19 protein-coding genes, 1 tRNA gene and 1 pseudogene are annotated in these 19,659 nt (G+C 66.0%); 7 read left to right on the forward strand and 14 right to left on the reverse strand.

From position 1 onward, the window contains the following. Together A9X01_RS07790 and macS are read right to left on the reverse strand one after the other, a co-directional pair. Nucleotides 1–210, reverse strand: a pseudogene (locus A9X01_RS07790) (DNA-binding response regulator); the annotation flags it as partial. Beyond that, nucleotides 207–1,376 (reverse strand): MacS family sensor histidine kinase, encoded by a 1,170-nt coding sequence (gene macS, locus A9X01_RS07795; protein WP_065120193.1) that lies wholly within the window; start codon nucleotides 1,374–1,376, stop codon nucleotides 207–209. The gene macS and the pseudogene A9X01_RS07790, both read right to left, overlap by 4 nt. Here macS and A9X01_RS07800 point away from each other — a divergent pair. After that, nucleotides 1,354–2,733 (forward strand): dipeptidase, encoded by a 1,380-nt coding sequence (locus tag A9X01_RS07800; protein WP_436405245.1) that lies wholly within the window; start codon nucleotides 1,354–1,356, stop codon nucleotides 2,731–2,733. The two genes, macS and A9X01_RS07800, sit on opposite strands and share 23 nt — an antisense overlap. A 309-nt stretch (nucleotides 2,734–3,042) precedes the next feature. On the opposite strand, the gene bcp is transcribed toward A9X01_RS07800, so the two are convergent. Further along, nucleotides 3,043–3,528, reverse strand: a complete 486-nt coding sequence (gene bcp / locus A9X01_RS07805; RefSeq protein WP_065120195.1) for a thioredoxin-dependent thiol peroxidase — start codon at nucleotides 3,526–3,528, stop codon at nucleotides 3,043–3,045. 97 nt (nucleotides 3,529–3,625) lie between these two features. Between bcp and A9X01_RS07810 the strand changes: the two genes are divergently transcribed. Next, the gene (locus tag A9X01_RS07810; RefSeq protein ID WP_036358274.1) at nucleotides 3,626–3,853 is read left to right on the forward strand and encodes a DUF3618 domain-containing protein; all 228 of its coding nucleotides are present in this window, start codon (nucleotides 3,626–3,628) and stop codon (nucleotides 3,851–3,853) included. Between the two features lie 7 nt (nucleotides 3,854–3,860). Here the strand turns inward: A9X01_RS07810 and A9X01_RS07815 are convergent, their stop codons facing one another. Together A9X01_RS07815 and A9X01_RS07820 are read right to left on the reverse strand one after the other, a co-directional pair. Then, on the reverse strand, nucleotides 3,861–4,649 hold the full coding sequence (locus tag A9X01_RS07815) for an SDR family NAD(P)-dependent oxidoreductase (protein ID WP_065120196.1): 789 nt from the start codon (nucleotides 4,647–4,649) through the stop codon (nucleotides 3,861–3,863). Beyond that, the gene (locus tag A9X01_RS07820) at nucleotides 4,646–6,409 is read right to left on the reverse strand and encodes a DUF3556 domain-containing protein (protein WP_065120197.1); all 1,764 of its coding nucleotides are present in this window, start codon (nucleotides 6,407–6,409) and stop codon (nucleotides 4,646–4,648) included. Before A9X01_RS07820 ends, A9X01_RS07815 begins: the two co-directional genes overlap by 4 nt. A 373-nt stretch (nucleotides 6,410–6,782) precedes the next feature. Between A9X01_RS07820 and A9X01_RS07825 the strand changes: the two genes are divergently transcribed. Genes A9X01_RS07825 through A9X01_RS07835 form a run of 3 tightly spaced genes read left to right on the forward strand, consistent with a single transcriptional unit; the run spans nucleotide 6,783 to nucleotide 9,468 of the window. After that, complete coding sequence (locus tag A9X01_RS07825; RefSeq protein WP_065120198.1) at nucleotides 6,783–7,493, forward strand: ABC transporter ATP-binding protein; 711 nt, start codon at nucleotides 6,783–6,785, stop codon at nucleotides 7,491–7,493. Beyond that, entirely contained in the window at nucleotides 7,490–8,662 is a 1,173-nt protein-coding gene (locus tag A9X01_RS07830) for an ABC transporter substrate-binding protein (protein WP_065120199.1), read from the forward strand. The genes A9X01_RS07825 and A9X01_RS07830 overlap by 4 nt, the downstream gene beginning before the upstream one ends. After that, nucleotides 8,659–9,468, forward strand: coding sequence for an ABC transporter permease (locus tag A9X01_RS07835; protein ID WP_065120200.1), 810 nt, complete (start codon nucleotides 8,659–8,661; stop codon nucleotides 9,466–9,468). The genes A9X01_RS07830 and A9X01_RS07835 overlap by 4 nt, the downstream gene beginning before the upstream one ends. Before the next feature lie 79 nt (nucleotides 9,469–9,547). On the opposite strand, the gene A9X01_RS07840 is transcribed toward A9X01_RS07835, so the two are convergent. Next, nucleotides 9,548–10,441, reverse strand: a complete 894-nt coding sequence (locus A9X01_RS07840; protein ID WP_436405246.1) for a lysophospholipid acyltransferase family protein — start codon at nucleotides 10,439–10,441, stop codon at nucleotides 9,548–9,550. 48 nt (nucleotides 10,442–10,489) lie between these two features. Between A9X01_RS07840 and A9X01_RS07845 the strand changes: the two genes are divergently transcribed. Beyond that, nucleotides 10,490–11,071 carry a TetR/AcrR family transcriptional regulator gene (locus A9X01_RS07845; RefSeq protein ID WP_065120202.1) on the forward strand — a complete coding sequence of 194 codons (582 nt, stop codon included), beginning with the start codon at nucleotides 10,490–10,492 and terminating at the stop codon, nucleotides 11,069–11,071. Nucleotides 11,072–11,096: 25 nt separating this feature from the next. Here A9X01_RS07845 and A9X01_RS07850 read toward each other — a convergent pair. Next, nucleotides 11,097–11,169: transfer RNA gene (locus A9X01_RS07850), tRNA-Lys, on the reverse strand. Between the two features lie 205 nt (nucleotides 11,170–11,374). On the opposite strand from A9X01_RS07850, the gene A9X01_RS07855 reads away from it, so the two are divergent. Then, a complete protein-coding gene (locus A9X01_RS07855) occupies nucleotides 11,375–12,577 on the forward strand; it encodes a L,D-transpeptidase (protein ID WP_065120203.1) in 1,203 nt (400 codons plus the stop codon). Here the strand turns inward: A9X01_RS07855 and A9X01_RS07860 are convergent. From A9X01_RS07860 to A9X01_RS07890, 7 genes are all read right to left on the reverse strand, one after another. Continuing rightward, on the reverse strand, nucleotides 12,574–13,350 hold the full coding sequence (locus tag A9X01_RS07860) for a mannan-binding family protein (RefSeq protein WP_065120204.1): 777 nt from the start codon (nucleotides 13,348–13,350) through the stop codon (nucleotides 12,574–12,576). The genes A9X01_RS07855 and A9X01_RS07860 overlap by 4 nt on opposite strands. A gap of 10 nt (nucleotides 13,351–13,360) precedes the next feature. Continuing rightward, on the reverse strand, nucleotides 13,361–14,059 hold the full coding sequence (locus tag A9X01_RS07865; protein ID WP_436405247.1) for an Rv1363c family protein: 699 nt from the start codon (nucleotides 14,057–14,059) through the stop codon (nucleotides 13,361–13,363). Between the two features lie 24 nt (nucleotides 14,060–14,083). Continuing rightward, a complete protein-coding gene (locus A9X01_RS07870; protein WP_065120206.1) occupies nucleotides 14,084–15,334 on the reverse strand; it encodes an MlaD family protein in 1,251 nt (416 codons plus the stop codon). After that, complete coding sequence (locus A9X01_RS07875) at nucleotides 15,331–16,545, reverse strand: MCE family protein (RefSeq protein WP_065120207.1); 1,215 nt, start codon at nucleotides 16,543–16,545, stop codon at nucleotides 15,331–15,333. Before A9X01_RS07875 ends, A9X01_RS07870 begins: the two co-directional genes overlap by 4 nt. Next, nucleotides 16,542–17,648, reverse strand: coding sequence for an MCE family protein (locus A9X01_RS07880; protein ID WP_065120208.1), 1,107 nt, complete (start codon nucleotides 17,646–17,648; stop codon nucleotides 16,542–16,544). The genes A9X01_RS07875 and A9X01_RS07880 overlap by 4 nt, the downstream gene beginning before the upstream one ends. After that, nucleotides 17,645–18,691, reverse strand: coding sequence for an MlaD family protein (locus A9X01_RS07885; RefSeq protein ID WP_065120209.1), 1,047 nt, complete (start codon nucleotides 18,689–18,691; stop codon nucleotides 17,645–17,647). Before A9X01_RS07885 ends, A9X01_RS07880 begins: the two co-directional genes overlap by 4 nt. 4 nt (nucleotides 18,692–18,695) lie before the next feature. Continuing rightward, nucleotides 18,696–19,659, reverse strand: a 964-nt coding sequence (locus A9X01_RS07890; RefSeq protein ID WP_081282256.1) for an MCE family protein, incomplete at its 5' end; no start/stop codon positions are given.

Here is a 19,659-nt window from a genome sequence, read left to right on the forward strand (position 1 = left end):
GGCCGGGCCCCCCCGGGCGCCCCCACCAACCCCCAGCCCCACCCCCCCCCCCGCGGGCCCCCCCCCCCCGGCGCGGCGGCGCGCCCCCGCCCCGCCCTCGGCGGTGGCCACCACGTTGAACCCGTCGTCGGCAAGGTCGCGGGCTACAGCATCGCGCCAGATGGGATGGTCGTCGACCACCATCACCGAGGGACCGGACTGCTCAGTCATGGTTTGGCGCTCCGCCGCGGCACGATCAACTCCCATTCGGTTCCCTCTCCCACGTCGGTGTGCAGTTCCGCGCTGCCACCCAACGACTTCAACCGTCCCACAATCGACTTGGAAATGCCGACGTGTCCCTGGCTGGCGGCTTCCTCGAGCCGGCCGGGGGCGATGCCCACCCCGTCGTCGCGGATGCTGACCGCCACCGAGGAGCCCAGGTCCTCCAGCAACACAAACGCCCGGGCGTCCGGACCCGCATGCGCGCGCACGTTGTCCAGGGCGTTGCCCACCGCGGCGTCCAACTCGCCGGCCAGATCACTGTCCATCGGCACCGGGGTGCCCGGCAGGCTCATCGAGACGCCGTCGCTCTCCCTGCGGCGTAGCAACGCGCGCAGGTCGACGGTCTTGTCTGCGGTGGTGTCGCCCTCCATCTCGGTCGAGGTGACCCAGCTGCGCAAGGCGCGCTCCTGTTCACCGGCGAGCTTGGCGAGTTCTGCTGCGGGACCGCCGATTTCGTGTCCCCGTTTGGAGACCAGCGCGAGTACCTGGATGACACCGTCGTGTACCTGCCTGGACAGCCGCTCGCGTTCTTCAACCGCGGCCGACAGCCTTGCGGCCCGCTGCAACTCGTCGTGGGCGCGCCGCGCGGTGCGGGCCGCCAGCCCGACCGCCAACCCGACGGCCAGCTCGACGATGATGGTCGCATTGCGCCCGAGGTTGACGTTGAAGTAGCCCTTGACCGCCTCGCTGGTGGCCGTCACCGCCAGACCCGTCAGCATGCCGCCGGCCGGGCCGAACTGCAGGGCCGCCGAGATGGTCGCGTTGCTGGCCCACAACGTCGTCGGCCAAGTCTGGTTGTTGTGCGCCCACTGCCCCGATGCCAACACCTCGGTGGACAGCATCAGCAGCACCACCACGACGAGTTCTGCGATCACCCATGCCGGCCGTCGACCGAAACCGCGCAAATAGGCGATCGCGCAGAGCGCGCTCCAGGCGATCAGCACGGCGAACAGCAGCCAGCCCAGCACGGGGTGACGCAGGTCGGAGTTGATCGCGATCTGAAAGCCCAGCGCGTAGAGGCAGCTCAGCAGCCGGAACAGTTGCGCCGCCCGCCAGAGCGGCGCAGTTGGATCGGGGGTGGGGTCGGGGCCGTTGCTCGCCATTACCGGCAGCATAGCTAGCCTTTCAGGCGTGACTGAGCTGGTTGAGCGGGTGCGCGAGGTATTGCCCTCGGTGCGACGCGATCTCGAGGATCTGGTTCGCATCGAGTCGGTGTGGGCCGACCCGGCGCGGCGCGAGGAGGTGCATCGCAGCGCGCAGGCGGTGGTGGACCTGTTGTCTCAGGCGGGTTTTGACGATGTCAGCATCGTCAGTGCGGGTGGTGCGCCGGCGGTCATCGCACGGTATCCGGCGCCCCCGGGAGCGCCAACCGTCCTGTTGTATGCCCACCACGACGTGCAGCCCGAAGGTGACCGCGGTCAGTGGACGACGCCGCCTTTCGAGCCCACCGAACGTGACGGACGCCTGTACGGTCGCGGCACCGCCGACGACAAGGCAGGCATCGCAACACATCTGGCCGCTTTTCGGGCGCACGGTGGAAAGCCACCGGTAGGCGTGACGGTCTTCGTCGAGGGCGAGGAGGAATCCGGTTCGCCGTCGCTGGGCCGGTTGCTGGCCGCTCATCGGGACGCGTTGAGCGCCGACGTGATCGTGATCGCCGACTCGGACAACTGGAGCACCGAGATACCGGCTCTGACAGTCTCGTTGCGAGGGATGGCCGACTGCGTGGTGGAGGTCGCCACTCTCGATCATGGTCTGCATTCGGGTCTGTGGGGCGGGGTGGTGCCCGATGCGCTGAGCGTGTTGGTGCGACTGCTGGCCAGTTTGCACGACGACGACGGCAACGTGGCGGTCGAAGGCCTGCACGAAGGCACCGCCGCGGCGGTGGATTACCCGCCCGAGCGGGTTCGCGCGGACTCTGGGCTGCTGGACGGCGTGCGCGAGATCGGTTCCGGCTCGGTGCCGCAACGGTTGTGGGCAAAACCGGCGATCACGGTGATCGGTATCGACACCACTTCGGTTGCGGCTGCTTCGAATACGCTGATCCCGCGGGCCCGCGCCAAGATCAGCATCCGGGTGGCCCCGGGCGGTGACGCGGTGGCGCATCTGAGGGCGGTCGAGGCGCATCTCAAGCAGCACGCCCCCTGGGGTGCCCGGGTTGAAGTCATCCGCGGCGAGATCGGCCAGCCCTACGCCATCGACGCCAGCGGTCCAATCTATGACGCGGCCCGCGCGGCGTTCCGGCAGGCCTGGGGTGTCGACGCCATCGACATGGGCATGGGCGGGTCGATCCCGTTCATCGCCGAGTTCGCCGAAGCCTTTCCGCAAGCCAAGATTCTGGTGACCGGGGTAGAGGACCCAAACACCCAGGCGCACAGCATCAACGAGAGTCTGCACCTGGGGGTGCTGGAACGCGCCGCGATCACCGAGGCGCTGTTGCTGGCGAATCTGGCTACGAGAGCGTCGGATTGAGGTAGACGTACAGGACCGCGATCTTGTCATCGCGGACGACGATGACGTCGAGGCCCGTGTAGGCCGGCGGCTCACCTTCGGGCCCGATCCCCAGGCGAAGATCCCGCCGTTGTGCAGTGCCTGGGGTTCTCCGCGATGGGTGTAGACGAAGTCCGGGTGGCTGGCCCGCAATGCTCCGGCGAACCCGTCCACGGCGTCGTGGCCCACCAGGACGTCGTCCGGGACGTAAAGCACGGCGTCGTAGGTGTAGAGCTCTTCGACGGCTGCGCGCCGGCGGGCGGGGTCCGCTTCGCCGAAGCGGCCCACGAGCTACGCGGCGCCCACCTGCTTGATGATCTTTTCGATGCTCGAGGCGGTACTCGCGGCCTTGACGTTGTAGTTCGCGGCCGCGATCTTGCCCTTGTCGTCGACCACGAACGTCGACCGGATCACCCCGGTGACCTTCTTGCCGTACATAAGCTTCTCGCCGTAGGCGCCGTACGCGGCGAGCACCTTGCGCTCGGGATCGGACAGCAGGGGGAACGTCAGCCCCTCGGCGTCGCGGAACTTGGCAAGCTTCTCCGGCTTGTCGGGCGAGATCCCGACCACGTCGATCCCGGCGTCGTTGAGTTCGCTCAGATTGTCCCGGAACGCGCAGGCCTGCTTGGTGCAGCCCGGTGTTGAGGCCGCGGGATAGAAGTAGACGACGACATGGCGTCCCTTGTAGCCGGCGAGCGACACCTTGTTGCCGTCGGCGTCGGGCAGGGTGAACGCGGGGGCCTTGTCTCCGGGGGCCAGGCGGGTGGTCTCGCTCAACGCGGGGAGTCCTTTCTGTTCACCGGAGCGTTGGGACCCGCACCGGCTGATCTAGGGTAGTTCGTCAGTGCACCAGCCTGACTTGGAGGACAGACACGTGGCGGACCGCGATCCCGACACCATCAAGCAGGAGATCGACCAAGCCCGCGAGCAGCTGGCGGCGACCGTCGACTCGCTTGCTGAGCGGGCCAATCCTCGCCGCCTGGCCGACGACGTCAAGGCCAAGGTGATCGAGTTCCTCAACAAACCGATCGTCACGGTGTCGTTGACCGGCGTTGGTGTGGCAACCGTCGTCGTGATCGTCTACCGGATCAGGAAGCGCTGACCCCGCCTCAGCGGCGCGCTACAAAACAGCCCGAGACCAGTGCTTTGAGCCGCCGCGAGGGTGATAGCGGCGCCGCCGCCCGCATCACCTTGTTGCCCAGCCCGGGCATCACCATGACCCGGCCCGCCCGCATCGCGGCGTAGCCCGCGGCCGCCACCGGCGCGGGGTCCATGATGAAGCGGTTCAGCCGCGACCAGTCCCCGACGCCGGCGGTCTGCGCGAACTCGGTGCGGGTGGGACCCGCGGCGAGGTGGGTGCAGGTGACTCCCGTTCCGTGTAAGTCGGAGGCCACCGCCTCGGAGAAACTGCGGACATAGGCCTTGCTGGCCGAATAGCCCGCCTCCAGGCCGTGCGGGATCACGTAGGCGGCGATCGAGCTGATGTTGAGGATCGCTCCGCGGCCGGCCATGACCATCCGCGCGGCATACAACGTCGTCAGGTCGGTCAGGGTCACCACATTCAGCTGCACCATCTTGGAGACGGCAACCGGGTCGGACTCCTGGATCTTCAGGCCCAGGATCCCGAAGCCGGCGTTGTTGACCAGGTATTGGATGTCGACGCCGAGTTCGTCGACGCGAGCGACGAGTTCGGCACCCGCGCCCGGCTGCGCCAGGTCCATCGTGATCGGGTGGGCGCGGACATCGTGGCGGGTGCGCAATTCCTCGGCCACCGCGGCAAGCTGGGCGGCGCTGCGCTCGCTGGACACGACGACTACGTCGATACCGTCGGCCGCGAACAGGTTGGCCAGTTCGCGGCCCAGGCCGGTCGAGGCGCCCGTGATCAGCGCGGCCGTCACGCGGGCTGGCCTTTGCGCCGCGGGGAGCCGCTGGTAGTGCCACTAATGATGTGCACCGGGAGATCGTCGCTCCACGGCTGGGTCCTGACCATGTCATCGACCTCGACGTAGCCACGCTCGAATTCGCCGGTCGCCGCGTCGACCAACCGGTACTCCTGCCGCTGCACATGGATGGGTTGCGCGTCGAGGATCACCACCCGCACCTCGCCGGGCTCGAACCCGCACCGCTGCTGCAGCGCCTCGATGAGGCATTCGTTGTGCATATGGCCGTCGCCGAAGTTCCACCCGACCGCCATCGCGCACAGCATCTCGCCTTCGCAGAGGTTGTAATCGTCCTCGTCATAGCCGGCCATCGCCCGATGCGCCAGGGTGAACAGCGCCCGCCCATGGGTGTTCATCCCGCGGAAGGCGTAGGCGAGATGAATCGGGACCAACGTGTCCTCTTTGCTCTTGTACAACCGCTCGAGCTGCAGGTGCTGCATGGGGCCCAGGGCGCGGGCGCCGACGCGGATCTTCTCGTCGGCCGACGGCTTGACGCACCACAGCGTGGTGTCCCAGTTGCCGGCGTAGTACCGCATGCCCGGCAGGAAAGAAATCTTGTGCGGGAACAGGTTTCCCAAGACGACGGTGGTGGCCAGGACCGCGAACAGTACGGCCACCGGCACCGGGTTGGTCACGCTGGAAAGCCCCAGCGGCGCGTGCGCCACGAACAGCCACAGCACGCTGAAGATCATGAACACGTTCCATTCCAGGGGCACTCCCATCGGGAAAGCCAGCAGGATGTTCAGGTGGAACACGATCATCACCAGCGCGGCGATGGTTGTCGGCCAGCCGCCGTGCGAGAAGAGCAGCGCCAGCGGCACCAGCCCTTCGATCGCGGTGGAGAAGTGCGCGATGAAGCCCGACCAGGCGCCGGGGCGCAGGTCGTCCGGGTATCGCTTGAACAGTGACGTCTTGAGAAATCCGGACGGGAGGAACGGGTTGTTCGCCAGCATGGTCGAGATCACGAACGGGAAGTGCCGGGTGAGCTTGGAGGTCGCGGCGCCCAGCCAGATCGCCATGCACACCAATTTCGCCGCCACCACAATGTCGGCTCCCGCGAACAGGAACGCCAGCGCCAGCGGCGCGTACACCTCGCCGCGAGCCGCCAGGAAGATCACCTTGTCGCGCAGGCTCAACACCGCCAGCACCCCGAGGATCGCGACGGTCTGCCATCGCGGCAGCACGCCGATCGCGGTGTGCAGAACCGGGATTGGACCGGAGCCGTCGGACACCAGCGCGACCGCGAGCAACACCACCAGTGCGCCGTAGAGCAGCGCGTCGATGGGGGAGCGATCGGTTCCCCTGGTCAGCGGTACCCGCCCCGGCCAGGGCGGCAGCCGAATCGTGCCGGGTCGCAGCCAGTACAGGATCGACCCCATCGGCGGAAAGTACCGGCCCGCCAGCGGCCCGAAACAGCAGCCGAGCCCTACGACTTCGAACAGCATGGTGAACAGGACGGCCTTCTGGTACACGATCGGTTCGGTCCACCACGCCCCGACACTGGTGAAACCCTCGATGCCCGAGGTGGACCATGCGAACAGCCAGATGCCCAGGATGTAGAGCACGATCTTGACGCCGTACATCACGTGCATCACCAGCGGCGTGCCGAAGCCGTACCGGGCGATGTGGCGCATCATCGGCACCACCCGTTCGGCGCGCGGCAGTTTGCTCCACTCCGCAACGTCGACGACGGGCAGGTTGGGCTGGATGAACCCCATTGCAGCTCCTTCGACAACGGTGTGCCTCCTGCAAATTACCTGGGGTTATGCCGCCGCGATAGGTCTGTGTCGCTCAGTGGGAAAGGACCGGCCGGCGCCGGAGTCGCGGTTGCGATCAACACGATCCCATTTGCTCGGTCGGTGACTCGATGGTGGCCTGAACAGGGCCGTGTCGCCGGTTTGGCACCGCGGTGGTGCTATCCGAAGCCGTTGCCCGACATGCTATTCCACCTCAGTTGACCGATGATCGAGTCGAATCACCGAATACGTCCCGGACCCGGCGCGGCCTATCGCTGTTGCCGCGCCGGTCCTTCGGTGTGCGCAGGCATGCTGATCGAATGGTGGGACGCAATCCTTTGTGAGAGGAACGAACGTGGGAGCTGCCACTGTACGAATCGTTGGCGGCCACAAGCGCTTTGATGCCGACAGCCACGCGCTGGCCGACATCGACCTGACCATCGAGGATGACGATTTCCTGGCGATTCTGGGGCGCAGCGGCAGCGGCAAGTCCACCTTGTTGCGGGTGATCGCGGGCCTGGAGGAACTGACGTCGGGAACCGTCGAATGGTCCAGCGCCAACGGTGTGGCGCGGCCGCACACGGGCGTGGTCTTCCAGCAGCCGCTGCTGTTCCCGTGGCTCACCGCCGGGGAGAACGTGACCATCGCCGGTCGATTCGCGGCCCACAAAGGATCATTTAAGCGCGAATACGCCGAAGAACTGCTGCGGCGATTCGACCTGGAACGGGTGGCGGACCGCTATCCCGATCAACTGTCCGGGGGCCAGGCGCAGCGTGTTGCGATCATCCGTGCGGTCGCCACCCGGCCGCGCCTGCTGCTGCTCGACGAGCCCTTCAGTGCGCTGGACCCGGCCATTCGTGGCGACCTGCAGCGGTGGCTGGCCAACCTCGCCGCGGAGCTCGGCGTCACGGTGGTGCTGGTCACCCACGATGTGGATGAGGCGTTGTTGCTGGCCAGCCGTGTGGTGCTGCTGGGTCCCGACGGCAGGATCCGGCGGGAGTGGCGACCGGGCGACGAACAGCTCAAGCAGGAGATCCTGGACCATTACCGCCTGGTGGGGCAGTGACGGGCGCGGTGGTTTCGCGGCGGACCTTACTGACCGGAGCGACCGCGCTGGCCGCGGCGGGCGGGCTGGCGGGTCTGGCTGACCTGGCTCATGCGGCGAGCATCGACCGGACCAACACCAGCGGCCAACTTCGCATCGGGTATCTGCCGATCACCGATGCGGCGCCGCTGCTGATCGCGCACGCGGCCGGTCTCTATGAGCACGGCGTGGTGAGTTCGGCCAAGCCGGTGCTGTTCCGCAGTTGGGCGTCGCTGGCTGAAGCGTTCGTCACGCGGCAGGTGGACGCGGTGCACATGCTGATGCCGACCGCGATCCAGCTGCGGTTCCTGCTGCGCAGTCCCGTTCGGGTGCTCAGCTGGAACCACACCAACGGGTCGGCGCTCACCGTGGCGCCCAACATCACCGATCTCGGGCAGCTGGCCGGAACCCAGGTGGCGATCCCGTTCTGGTGGTCGATCCACAACATCATCCTTCAGGACCTGCTGCGCGCGCACGGCCTGGTGCCGGTGGTGCGTCGCAGCGCGTCGCGCAGCGCCCGGACGGTCGAGTTGATCGTGATGAGTCCCTCGGACATGGTGCCCGCGTTGGCCAACCGCTCGATCAGCGGCTACGTCGTGGCCGACCCGTTCAACGCCATGGCGCAGGTGCGCAAGATCGGCAGGATCCACACGTTCCTCGGCGACGTGTGGCGAGACCATGCCTGCTGTGTGGTGCTCGCGCATGAAGACCTCATCGAGCACCGGCCGCAGGCTGCCGCCTCGCTGGTGAACTCGATTGTCGTTGCGCAGCAACGCATCAACTCCGACCGGGCGGCGGCGGCGACGGTGTTGTCGAAGGGCGCCTACCTTCCGCAACCGCAACCTGCCATCAAGACCGCGCTGACCTACCGTGCGCAGGACTACCGATTCCTGCACCCCGATTGGCAGCCGCAGCGGTTGGGCTACCAGCCGTTCCCGTTCCCCAGCTTCACCCGCCGGCTGGTGGAGGCCATGCACGACACCGTGGTCGACGGCGACCGTAAGTTCCTGGAACGGCTGGATCCGGCAACGGTGCATGCCGAGCTGGTCAACGACACCTTCGTGCGGGCCGCCCTGACGGCCTACGGCGGTCCCGAAACCTTCGGCATCCCATCCGATTTGACCCGAACCGAACAGGTGCAACCGCGATGACTCTCGAGCAGACCGTCCCCGACACCTCGGCACCGCCGGCGCCGACAGCGCGATGGTCGCTGCTGCAGCGCTGGTGGCCGCCGGCCGTGGCCATCGCTGCGGCGATCGCGGCGTGGTGGCTGGCCACCGCGGTCCTGGCGCCCTCGCAGTCCCTGTTGCGCGAGACGACGCCGGTGAAGGTCGCCAAAGCCCTGGTCGATCTGTACAACCGCGGTGTGTTGTTGCCCGATACCGGTGTCAGCCTGTGGCGGTTGCTGGTGGGTCTGCTGGTCGGCGCCGTCATCGGGATTCCCGCCGGCTTGCTGATCGGGCTCAACGACACCGCCGATCGTGCGACCCGGCCGGTGGTGCAGTTCCTGCGGATGATCTCGCCGCTGTCCTGGGCGCCGATTTCGGTGGCGCTGTTCGGGATCGGGAACGAACCGGTCATCTTCCTGATCGCCGCCGCATCGGTATGGCCGATCCTGATCAACACCGCGGCCGGCGTGCACGCCATCGACCCGGGCTATCTGCAGGTGGCGAAATCGTTCGGGGCGACTCGCTTTGAGCAGCTCACCGTGGTCGTGCTGCCCGCGATTCGCGGGCATTTGCAGACCGGTCTGCGAGTAGCCCTGGGTATTGCCTGGGTGGTGCTGGTGCCGGCTGAAATGCTGGGCGTGCGTTCGGGTTTGGGCTATCAGATCCTCAACGCCCGCGACCAGTTGGCCTACGGCCAGGTGGTTGCAGTGATCGTGGTGATCGGTGTGATCGGGTACGCGCTTGACCTGGCGGCGCGGCGGGCGTTGTCAGGCTCACGCCCGGCGTAGCGCCGCCGCAGTATCGCGAGCCGAACGTCACTGCGAAATACCGCACCGGAAATCACAGCCAGGTTCGGCTCGCGGTGCGTCAGGCCGCGGCCCTGGGCCAGGCCAGCGGGTTGAGCTCGCGGAACGGGTCCCCGGCGCGGACGGCAAGAAGTTCGGCCAGGATCGCCTCGAGTGACTGCTTCGTGCTTTCCCTGACCGAGGCCACCCAATCCTCCGTCGACACTCCGTCGGGATTTGTGGTGACGATCGGTGTACCGAACTCGAGATACATCCGCTGGGGTCGCGGAATGAAGGTGGGCCCGACACCCCGCAGCAACGGCATCGCCATGTCGGCATCACCGCCGAGCCTGGCGCTGACCGTCCGGCTGAGCCGTCCCAGCGCGCTGTCGCGGGTGACCAAGCTCTTGTACACGTCGTCGCCGCCGACCAGGCCGACCGGGACGATCGGGTAGTCGTTCTCCACAGCGATGCGGGCGAAGCCGGAGCGGCCACGCCAATTGAGCTGGTATTCCTCACCTTTGAACTTGGCGATCTCACGGCCTCCGCCGGGAAACACCAAGATTGTTTCGTTGTGCCGCATCAACTCCCGGGCGGTCTCCGGATCGCCGACCACGCCGCCGTAAGCCGTCATCAGGTCGTGTCCGAACCCGGGCTGCCGGGCGAACCGGCGATCCGCCAGCGGCCGAACCCGTCGGCCGATGGCGCGGCGCACGAAGTGCGGTACCAGTAGCACTTCGCCGCCGACGAACTGAGTGTGGTTGCCCACCAACAGAAATCGACCATCCGCCGGCAGCGTGTCCAAACCGCGCAGGTAGGGCCGGTAGACGTCGATCAACGGGGCGATGCCGTCCTGGACGCGGTCGAGCACACCACGCAGCCGCTGTACACGGGTTGGATGGTTCATCACGGCGTCGACATCAATGGGAAGGTTCTCGACATCTTTCATACGGGGCGGTGGAAAAGGGGGAGCCATGCAGACCAGCATACCAAACGAACTAGTTCGTATGGGTATGATCTTCTGGTGCGATCCACAACGGAACTTCGCGACACGATCCTGAGTGCCGCGCGCTCCGAATTCGCGCAGTACGGGCTCGCCGGGGCTCGGATCGACCGCATCGCTCGCACCGCGAACGCCAGCAAAGAGCGGCTCTACGCGCATTTCGGCACCAAGGAGACGTTGTTCCGGAGCGTGGTCGCCGCCGACGGCGAGGAATTCTTCGCCGCCGTGACGCTGCGGCCCGATGCGGTAGCCGAATTCGTCGGCGAGATCTACGATCTGGCCCGTCAACGGCCCGAGCATCTGCGGATGATCACCTGGGCCAACCTGGAAGGGCTGGCCCTCGACCCGCCCCCGGCCGACGAATGGGACTCCATGCCCGCCCGGCACATTCGTGCCGTCGAAGCGGCTCAAGCCGCCGGCTACGTTGACCCGTCCTGGCGGCCGATGGACCTGCTGGTGCTGTTGGTCGGCGTCGGGCTGGCCTGGGCGCAGTCACCCCACCCGGACGCGCGGACGTCCGATCCGGAGGTGGTTGCGGCACGGCGGGCCGATGTAGTCGAGGCCGCTCGTCGCATTGTGTCCCCGCCGGGACCGCGAGCCTGATATCCGGCTCCCGAAGGAAAGAAAGTGCGCCGTCAGGGTTTCGAACCCCGGACCCGCTGATTAAGAGTCAGCTGCTCTACCAACTGAGCTAACGGCGCGTGCTCGGCCAGAGACCGGCTATCGACAATAACAGGCATTGCGGCACGGAGGGAAATCCCTTCCCGTGACCTGCACCACCCCGCTGGACATAACCGATATCATTCATCCGCATTGCCACGGGCGGTGGTGCTCAGGCACTACAATGCAGGAAACAATCCAGGTCAGCGGTGACCGAGCAAAGAGAACAATGTGGAAGGTCACTTGATGGCGCCTTTGCGCAGACGTCGATCTTGGCTGGCTGTGGCCATGGTCCTGGTTGCTGTGTGCAGTGTTGCCTGTAGCAGCGGGGGTGGCACGCCGGTTGCTGCCAAGGTGATCGAAAACAAGGGCACACCGTTTGCCGATCTGCTCGTCCCCAAGCTCAGCGCGTCGGTCAGCGACGGTGCGGTCGGGGTCACCGTGGACGCTCCGGTGACGGTGACGGTCGCCGACGGTGTGCTGGCCTCGGTAACCATGGTCAACGACAACGGCCGCCAGATCGCCGGGCAGCTCAGCCCGGACGGCTTGCACTGGCAGACCACCGAGCAGCTCGGCTACAACCGGCGCTACACGCTGAGCGCCAAGGCGACGGGGCTGGGCGGCGCGGCGACCCGGCAGATGACGTTCCAGACCAGCTCACCGGCGCACCTGACGATGCCCTACGTCGTGCCGAGCGACGGCGAGGTGGTCGGCGTCGGGCAACCGGTCGCGATCCGCTTCGACGAGAACATCGCCGACCGCGTAGCCGCCGAGAAGGCCATCAAGATCACCACCAACCCGCCCGTCGAAGGCGCCTTCTACTGGCTGAACCGGCGCGAAGTGCGCTGGCGCCCAGAGCATTACTGGAAGCCCGGGACCACCGTCGACGTGGCGGTCAACACCTACGGGGTCGATCTCGGTGAAGGGATGTTCGGCGAGGACAACGTCAACCTGCACTTCACCATCGGTGACGAGATGATCGCGACCGTGGATGACAACACCAAGATCATCACGGTGCGGATCAACGGCGAGGTCGTCAAGACCATGCCGACATCGATGGGCAAGGACAGCACGCCGACGAACAACGGCGTCTACATCGTCGGCGGGCGGTTCAAGCACATCATCATGGACTCCTCGACGTACGGTGTGCCGGTCAACTCGCCGAACGGCTATCGCACCGACGTCGACTGGGCGACGCAGATCTCCTACAGCGGCATCTTCGTGCACTCGGCGCCCTGGTCGGTGGGCGCTCAGGGGCACTCCAACACCAGCCACGGCTGCCTGAACGTGAGCCCGAGCAACGCCGTGTGGTTCTACGACCACAGCAAGCGCGGTGACGTCGTGGAGATCGTCAACACGGTGGGCAGCATCCTGCCCGGCACCGACGGCCTCGGCGACTGGAACATCCCCTGGGATCAGTGGCGCGCGGGTAACGCCAACTCGTCCTAGACCCGCAGCACCGAACCCAGCGCCAACAGCGGGATGTGTGCCTCGACCGTGCCGCCGTCCATGAACCACTGCGGAAGGCCCGGTGAGAAGTCGACCGGCTCGTCATGTCCGACCGGATAGTCGGGCATGTAGAGGATCAGCTCATCAGGGGTCAACGCCCAGGCCCGGTAGGCCCCGGAATACACCTTGTCGGGCGTCCACCGGTCCACGACGAACGGGTATGTCCCCGGATCGTGCGGGGGAGCGGCCTGGTTCAGTGCCGCTTCGATGAACGGCTGTGCCGGTGGGGGGATGGCAGTCAGCGGGTTGCCATTGGTCAGGTCGGCCAATTGCACCCGCCGGCCCCCGGCCATGTCGAACGTGAAGGTGCGGTAGGCGTTGTTCGGTTTGGGCCCGTCGGCGTGATAGTCCTCGTGAAAGACCGCGCTCAGTAGGTTGCCGTGCTGAAAGATCTGGTAGTTCTCTTCGCCGTAGCTGTCAGCGGCCATGAGCGCGTTGGCGTTTCGCCAATTGCCCACCAGGGTGCGTAGGTAATCGCGGATCACCGGACCCGCGGTCGGGTTGTCGACGAGATCGACGGGCACGGCGACTTTGATGTCGCGCACCGCATTGCGTTGAGAGGTCACCGCGGTGTGACAGTACTGACCGTCCCAGCCGCCGCCGAGTTCCCCGCAGAACGACTCGGCCGAGGCGTGGGCGGTGCCCACACCTGCGGCTGCGGTGATTGTGGCTGCGGCAGTGAGCAATCCGGTTGCCAGAAGTCTGCTGATCATGGCCTGCCCCTCACAGCAGCTGGACTTTGCTGGCCCGCCAGCGTCCGTCCACTTTCTCCATCGTCATCTTGATCCTGCTGCGATCGATGCGCGGATCCGGCACGGCCATGTTTGTCACCGTCTGGTCGATGAAGACCAGCACCACAACCTTGTTCGTGGTCTCGGAGGCGATGGCGGAATCGACTATCACGCCGTGTGCGGTGGCCTTGTTGTCGATCAACAGCTGCCGCAGTTGCACGCTGGACTGGGTGTACATGTCCTTGAACTCCCCGGTGGCGCCGTCAAGCACTTGCCGGAAGTTCTCGTCGACGTTGTTGGAGTCGATGCTGGTCAGGATCTGCGCGTATTTGACCGCCGCTTGCTGTGCCTGCTCGCCGGCCACCTGTATCTGATGCTGTTGCCACAACTTCCAGCTGAGGAAGCCCGAAAGCGCAAGCGAGGCAACGAGTAACAGCGGGAGCACGCTGCGACGAAGGTATCGGCCCCAGGGCCGTCCGGACCGCTTGGCCTTCGGCTTGTCGCGCTTGCCCAGCAGCGGTCCCTCGTCCTCGTCGTCTTCGTCGTCCTCCGCTACTTGGTCGGCCTCGGTGACTTCGGCATCATCGGCCGCCTCCGTGGCTTCGATGTTGAAGTCGTCGGCGCTGACGGCGTCTTCGACTGTGGCACCGGCCTCTTCGGTGTCGAGGTCTTGCTCGGTGGTAGCGACCACAATCATCTCCTTGGGCGAGTCGGACTAGTGCGGTGGTTCGATGGGTAGCTGCGGGCCGCCGTATGGCGTGGGAACTGTGAAGCGGCCCTGCGGTGTCGGGTCGGTGCGTCGGCCCAGGTCGGCGCCCGGGGGTGGGCCCGCGGTGTCGTCGCCGGCGGGTCGTGGCGCGTTCTTGGCCGAGCGGATTCCCACCCCGGGGTCGTCGTCGCGGCAGTACGTGTACATGAAGGGCTCGTAATAGTCCGCGGCCGAGGGTGGGTGCGAGGGTGTCCCATAGTCGCATGCGTAGCGTGGATAGAGTTCGGCTGTCGCCCACACACCGTGGTCGTGGAAGGCGCTGGCGACGGCGTCCAGCACCGACCCGCGGTAATTGGGGAAAAGCGCGTTGAGCGCCGGCACCCGTAGGTAGAGCAGCTGCGAGGCGGTGGCCAGGCTGCCCAGCAGCTGCACCATGGTCTCGGAATTATCGGCGAACAGGTTGTCGATGGCCGAAAGCGATTGCGGCGTCTGGGCCGTCAGCCGGCGGTAACCCGCCTGCATCCGGGCCACCCCGGCCAGAGTGCGGTTCAGGTCGGTGGTGGTAGCGGCCAGCCCGGCGTTCTTGTCGGCCGCAAGCGTCAGTACGACGCGGCTGGTCCGCAGGATGCTGGTGGTTTCGGGCAGCACCGAATCGAGGGTCGAGAGCAACATGGTTCCGCCATCCACGATGGCGGCCAATTTGTTCGGGCCTTCCTTGCTCAGGCTCAGCTCTTTCTTGATCAGCTCGATCTTGTGCGGATCGACTTGAGCCAGCAGCCCATCGGCGTCACCGAGCAGTTGGGCCAGGCTGACCGGAACCCCGGTGTGGTCGAGTCCGATAAAGCTGCCGTCGTGTAGGTAAGGCCCGGCGTCGGATTCCGCTTCGAAGTTGATGTACTGCTCACCGGCCGGCGACAGCGCCGATACGCGCGCCACGCTGTTCGCCGGGATCCGCACCTTCGTCGAGATACTTGCGACGGCGTTCACGCCCCGATCGGTGATCTGCAGCGACTCGACGCGTCCGATCCGGACCCCACGCAGGGCGACGTCCTGGTTTGGGAGCAACCCACCGGATTCGGTCAGTTGCACCGTCACTCGGTAGGACGTGGCGAACGGCGCCACCCGCAGCGCGCCGATCAGCAAATAGGTGGTGGCGACCACCAAGGTGAGCACGAGCCCGGCCACCGACAGCCACACCTGGCGTCGATGCGCGGCCCGCACCGTGCGGACAACATGTGCGGCAAGCGAATTGATCACGGCGGTGGTCCCGGTGGCGGCGGCCCGGGGGCGATGAGGATGCCACCGGGGACGTTCGGGTCCGGGATCACCGGGACCTGAGGCGAGTTGGGTCCGCGGCCGACGATGCGTTCCTGCAGACGCCACAACGTGTACTTGAGCGAGCCGATCATCTCGTTCCAGGTGAATCTGGTCGGTCCGTGCAGTCCACGGTCACCGGGAAACCCGATGTCCGGGATCGAGCCCAGCACCAGCTGGTCGACGCCCACATGCACGGAAATGGCATTGCCGGACGTCGATTTGATCAGTGCGGGCATCATCCGGTTGAGCGGGAGCCAACTGGTCTCGGGGCTTATCGCCACGTCGTTGGCAGCACCGGCCAGGGTGTTCAGGTCGCGGATGACACTTCTGCCGCTGGTGTCGGTCCCATTGAGCGACGGGAACCGGGAGAGCACCCGGCTGGTATCGCCGACTTGGATGAGCAGGTTCGATAGTTCGTTGGTGTTGTCGGACAGCGCGGCCATCGCCGGGCTGGCGGCCGCCATCAGGTCGCTCAAGGTCTGATTCTTGGCGTCGAGTTCCCCACTGAGACGCGATAATTCGGTTAATGCGTTGGAGATTTGTCCGGACCGGGCATCCATGGTGCCGAGCAACTGATTGGATTTGCGGATCAGGTCGCCGAAGGCGTGGCCCTGGTCGCCGGTGGCTTTGCCGAATCCGTTGATGATGTTGGTGAAGTTGCGGACCGCCCCGCCGTTGACCAGGATCGCCGCCGAGCTCAGCACCGACTCCACGGTGGCGGCCGCGGCCGTCGATTCCAAATCGATGGTGTCACCGTTCTTCAGCAGTGGTGTGCTGGGCGAGGTTTCGGCCGGCGGCCGCAATGACACGAACACGTCACCGAGCGGTGTCGCGGTGCGTAGTTCGGCGGTACTTCCTCGGGGCAGCAGGACCCCGTTCCGGATGCGCAGGGTGGTGATGGCGGTGTAGTTGCGCGCGACCATCGACTCCACCTGACCGACGTCAGCACCGGCCAGTTTCACTTTGGCGTTCATCGGCAAGTTGAGGGCATTAGAGAAAATGGCGGTCAGCATGTAGCCACCCGAGCCCAGGCCGGGCGCCGGAAGGGGCAGGCTGGCAAGGCCGTTCGTGGCGCAGCCCGAACTGAGCACCGCGGCGGCCGCGACCGCGGCTGCGGCCTTGCCGCGGACCCGCATTCGCTTCGCGGTCATTTCTGCCCCATCGCTGCCAAGCCGTCCAGCACGTAGGTCAAGCCGAAGTCCGGCCCGAAATCCTGCACCGTTCCGGTGCTGCACCCCAGCTGCCGCAGCCCCATCAGGTTGCAGACCTCTTTGGTGAGCTGGCTGTCGAAAATCATGCGGTCCGTGAGGAAGTGGGCGCGGACCGCGCCGTTTTCGCGGTCGACCATGTTGTAGGCGTTGTCGGCCAGCAGGGGCGCAAGATCGAGGGTTTCGGCCAAATCGCGGCGGTGGTCGACCAGAGTCTTGGCCACCGTATTGCCGTTCAGCAGGGCTTGCCGGATGACGTCGCGGTTGGCGTCGAGGAGGTCGCCGGCGCGCTGGACCAACTGGTCGAGTTTCCGGCCGGTGCTGCCGCCGCCGATCTCCTCGTCCGCCAGGATCTGACTGACCTGGTGGATGGTGGAGGCGAATTCGCGCAGTTTGCCGTCGTTGTCGGCGGCGGCCGCGAACAGCGAGCTCATGTTCTTGATGATCGTGGTGATCTGGGCGCGGGTCTGGGCGCCGCCGTCGCTGCTCAATCGCAGCGCTCGGGACAGTTCGTCGAGCGCTCCCTTGATCTTGGTGCCGTTGCCGTTGACCACCTCGGTGCCGCCGTTGAGCACGTCGGCGATCGGTCCGGCACCATGCCCGTCGCCCTCAAGTGACTTGGTCACCCGGTCCAAAACGGCCAGAACACGGCTGAATTCGACCGGAGTCTTGGTCCGGGTCAGGCCGATGGTGTCGTGATTCGCCAATGTCGGGCCACCCCGGTAGGGCGGGGTGAGTTCGATCTGGCGGTCGGTGAGAATCGACGTCGACACGGTGACCGCTTGCACATCCGCCGGGACCTGGACATCGCGGTCGACGGTGAACTGGACCTCGACATAGCCGCCCTTGGGACTGATGTGGATGACCTTGCCGACGGGCATGCCTAGGACCGCCACCACGTTGCCCTCGTATAGCCCTGAGGCACTGTCGAATTGCGCTGTGATGGTGATCGGGTCTTTTCGGCCGGCAAGATACCACCAGCCGACCCCGACCGCGGCGACCACCGAGGCCACGATCGCGACGACGGCAATGACCCGGGCTTTCATTTGCAGTCCTTGTAGTAGGGGATCATCCCGAACTGCTGAGCCCGCCCGCTGATTGCGCACATCCACGAGTCGATGAGCAGGGAGCTCGGCAGGTTGAAGCTGACCGCGTTCGCGTCACCGGTCAGGTTGGTCGCCTCCCGCGCGAAGATCGGAGTGGCCTGCAACACGTTGCCCACCAGATCGTCGTGTTTGGCCACCATGTCGGTGAACTCGCGCATGTCCTTGAGAAGCGTGTCGACGCCGGCGCGGTCGTTGACCACGATCTGATTCATGTCGTCCACCAAGCTGGTCAAGGACTGCATCATCGCGTGGAAAACAGCGCGGCGCGCGGCGAATTCACCGAGTAGCTGCTGCGCCTGATTGACCATACTGCCGATGTTGGCCTGCTGGCGGCGCAACGTATTGGTGACCTGCTCGGTGCTCCTGAGCAGCTGACCGAGTTGGTCGCGGCGTTGGGCGATGATCGACGACAGTGAGTCGATGTTCGCCATCGCCTGCGGCACGACCGGAGGCAGTTTCTCGAGCTGCTTGCCCAGCACGGCCAGTGATTGGGCGAACCTGTCCGAGTCGACCTGCTCGAAAGTGGTTGTGGCGTCGTGCAAAGCGGCCTGCAGGTCATAGGGGACCTCGGTGTGGGACAGGTCGAAGGTGTTGTTGGCCAGGGAGCCAGAACCGTTCGGCTCCAGAGCTAGGTAGCGCGAGCCCAGGATGGTGGTGACCTTGATCGAGGCCTTGGAATCCCTACCCAGCGTCACGTCGTTGCGGATCTTCAGCCCGGCCTCGACATGGTCGCCGGCCAGCCTCATGCTCGTCACTTCGCCGACCGGTATGCCCGCCACGGTGATCGGGTTCCCCGGCCGCAGCGAGGCCGCCTGCAGGAACTCGGCGGTGTAGTGCCGGTATCCGGCACCGAGCGCGTGGATCAACAGCATGGCCCCGATCAGCACCGCGACCACCGCGCAGGCACTGAACCCCAGCCATGTCTTGTTGTAGCTCTCCAGCGGCCGCTTCTTGCGCCGCTGCCATCGGGACGTATCGGCCATGCCGTCAACTACCTCCCACGTTCCTGCATCGGGGAGTATGCATCGCTTTGTTGCCCGGCGTCGCGGCGTTGACGATGATCGGCACCACGTCGTTGAGCCCGGGGAAGAAACCAAAAATGTTCACGTCGCACGCGTAGGCGTTGCCGTACGCGCCCTGATTGCCAACGCGGATCAGGCCTTTCAGCACCAGCGGAACGTTGTCGCCGAAAAACGCCACCTGCGGTTCGACGTCGAGCAGGTGCCGGGTGACACCGGGCCGGCGATCGATGAACTCGCGAATCGCCGGGTAGTCCTCCCGTGCGGCTTTGGCCAGGTGGGTCATCATCCGGGACATCGTGCCGACCGAGGACACCAGCTCCGGGCGCCGCTGGTTGAGGGCGGCGACCACATCGCGGGTCTGGGTGAGGACGCCGTCGAGATCGTCGTTCTGCGCGGCGAGATTGACGACCACCTTGTTCAGGTTGGTGATCACATCGCCCAGCGCCTGATCCCGTCCCGCGAAAGTCTCGGTGAGCGTGGATGTCTGGCTGACCAGGGTGGCCAGCGACGAGGTGTCACCCTGCAGCGATTCGAGGACGCCTTTGGTGAGATTGTCGGCGTCGCGGGGATTGAGCAAGCTGAACAGCGGTTCGTAGCCGTTGAGCAGGGCGGTGACGTCGAAGGAGGGCTCGGTGCGTTCCAGGGGAATGGTGCTGCCGGGCGGGAGTTGGGCGCTGCTGCCCTCATGCCCCAGCGACAGACCGAGGTATCGTTGGCCGACGATGTTCTGGTAGGTCACCGACGCGACGGTGTTGCCGAAGACGCGCTGTTCCTGTTGCAGGACGAACGACACTTTCGCGAATCGTCCGTCCAGTTCGACCTTTTCGACGCGACCGACCCGTACCCCGGCGACTCGGACGTCGTCACCCTCCCGAAGCCCGTAGACGTCGGTGAACATCGCCGTGTAGGGCGAAGTCTTCCCGCCCACG

The organism is Mycobacterium asiaticum (assembly GCF_001668675.1).
GTDB classification, from domain to species: Bacteria; Actinomycetota; Actinomycetes; order Mycobacteriales; family Mycobacteriaceae; genus Mycobacterium; species Mycobacterium asiaticum_D.

Bases quoted from the DNA above. Each gene is read 5' to 3' on its own strand.
- macS (WP_065120193.1), bottom strand. From the start codon at position 1,376: ATGCTGCCGGTAATGGCGAGCAACGGCCCCGACCCCACCCCCGATCCA.
- A9X01_RS07820 (WP_065120197.1), bottom strand. From the start codon at position 6,409: ATGGGGTTCATCCAGCCCAACCTGCCCGTCGTCGACGTTGCGGAGTGG.
- A9X01_RS07835 (WP_065120200.1), top strand. From the start codon at position 8,659: ATGACTCTCGAGCAGACCGTCCCCGACACCTCGGCACCGCCGGCGCCG.
- A9X01_RS07840 (WP_436405246.1), bottom strand. From the start codon at position 10,441: ATGGCTCCCCCTTTTCCACCGCCCCGTATGAAAGATGTCGAGAACCTT.
- A9X01_RS07855 (WP_065120203.1), top strand. From the start codon at position 11,375: ATGGCGCCTTTGCGCAGACGTCGATCTTGGCTGGCTGTGGCCATGGTC.
- A9X01_RS07860 (WP_065120204.1), bottom strand. From the start codon at position 13,350: ATGATCAGCAGACTTCTGGCAACCGGATTGCTCACTGCCGCAGCCACA.
- A9X01_RS07875 (WP_065120207.1), bottom strand. From the start codon at position 16,545: ATGACCGCGAAGCGAATGCGGGTCCGCGGCAAGGCCGCAGCCGCGGTC.
- A9X01_RS07880 (WP_065120208.1), bottom strand. From the start codon at position 17,648: ATGAAAGCCCGGGTCATTGCCGTCGTCGCGATCGTGGCCTCGGTGGTC.
- A9X01_RS07885 (WP_065120209.1), bottom strand. From the start codon at position 18,691: ATGGCCGATACGTCCCGATGGCAGCGGCGCAAGAAGCGGCCGCTGGAG.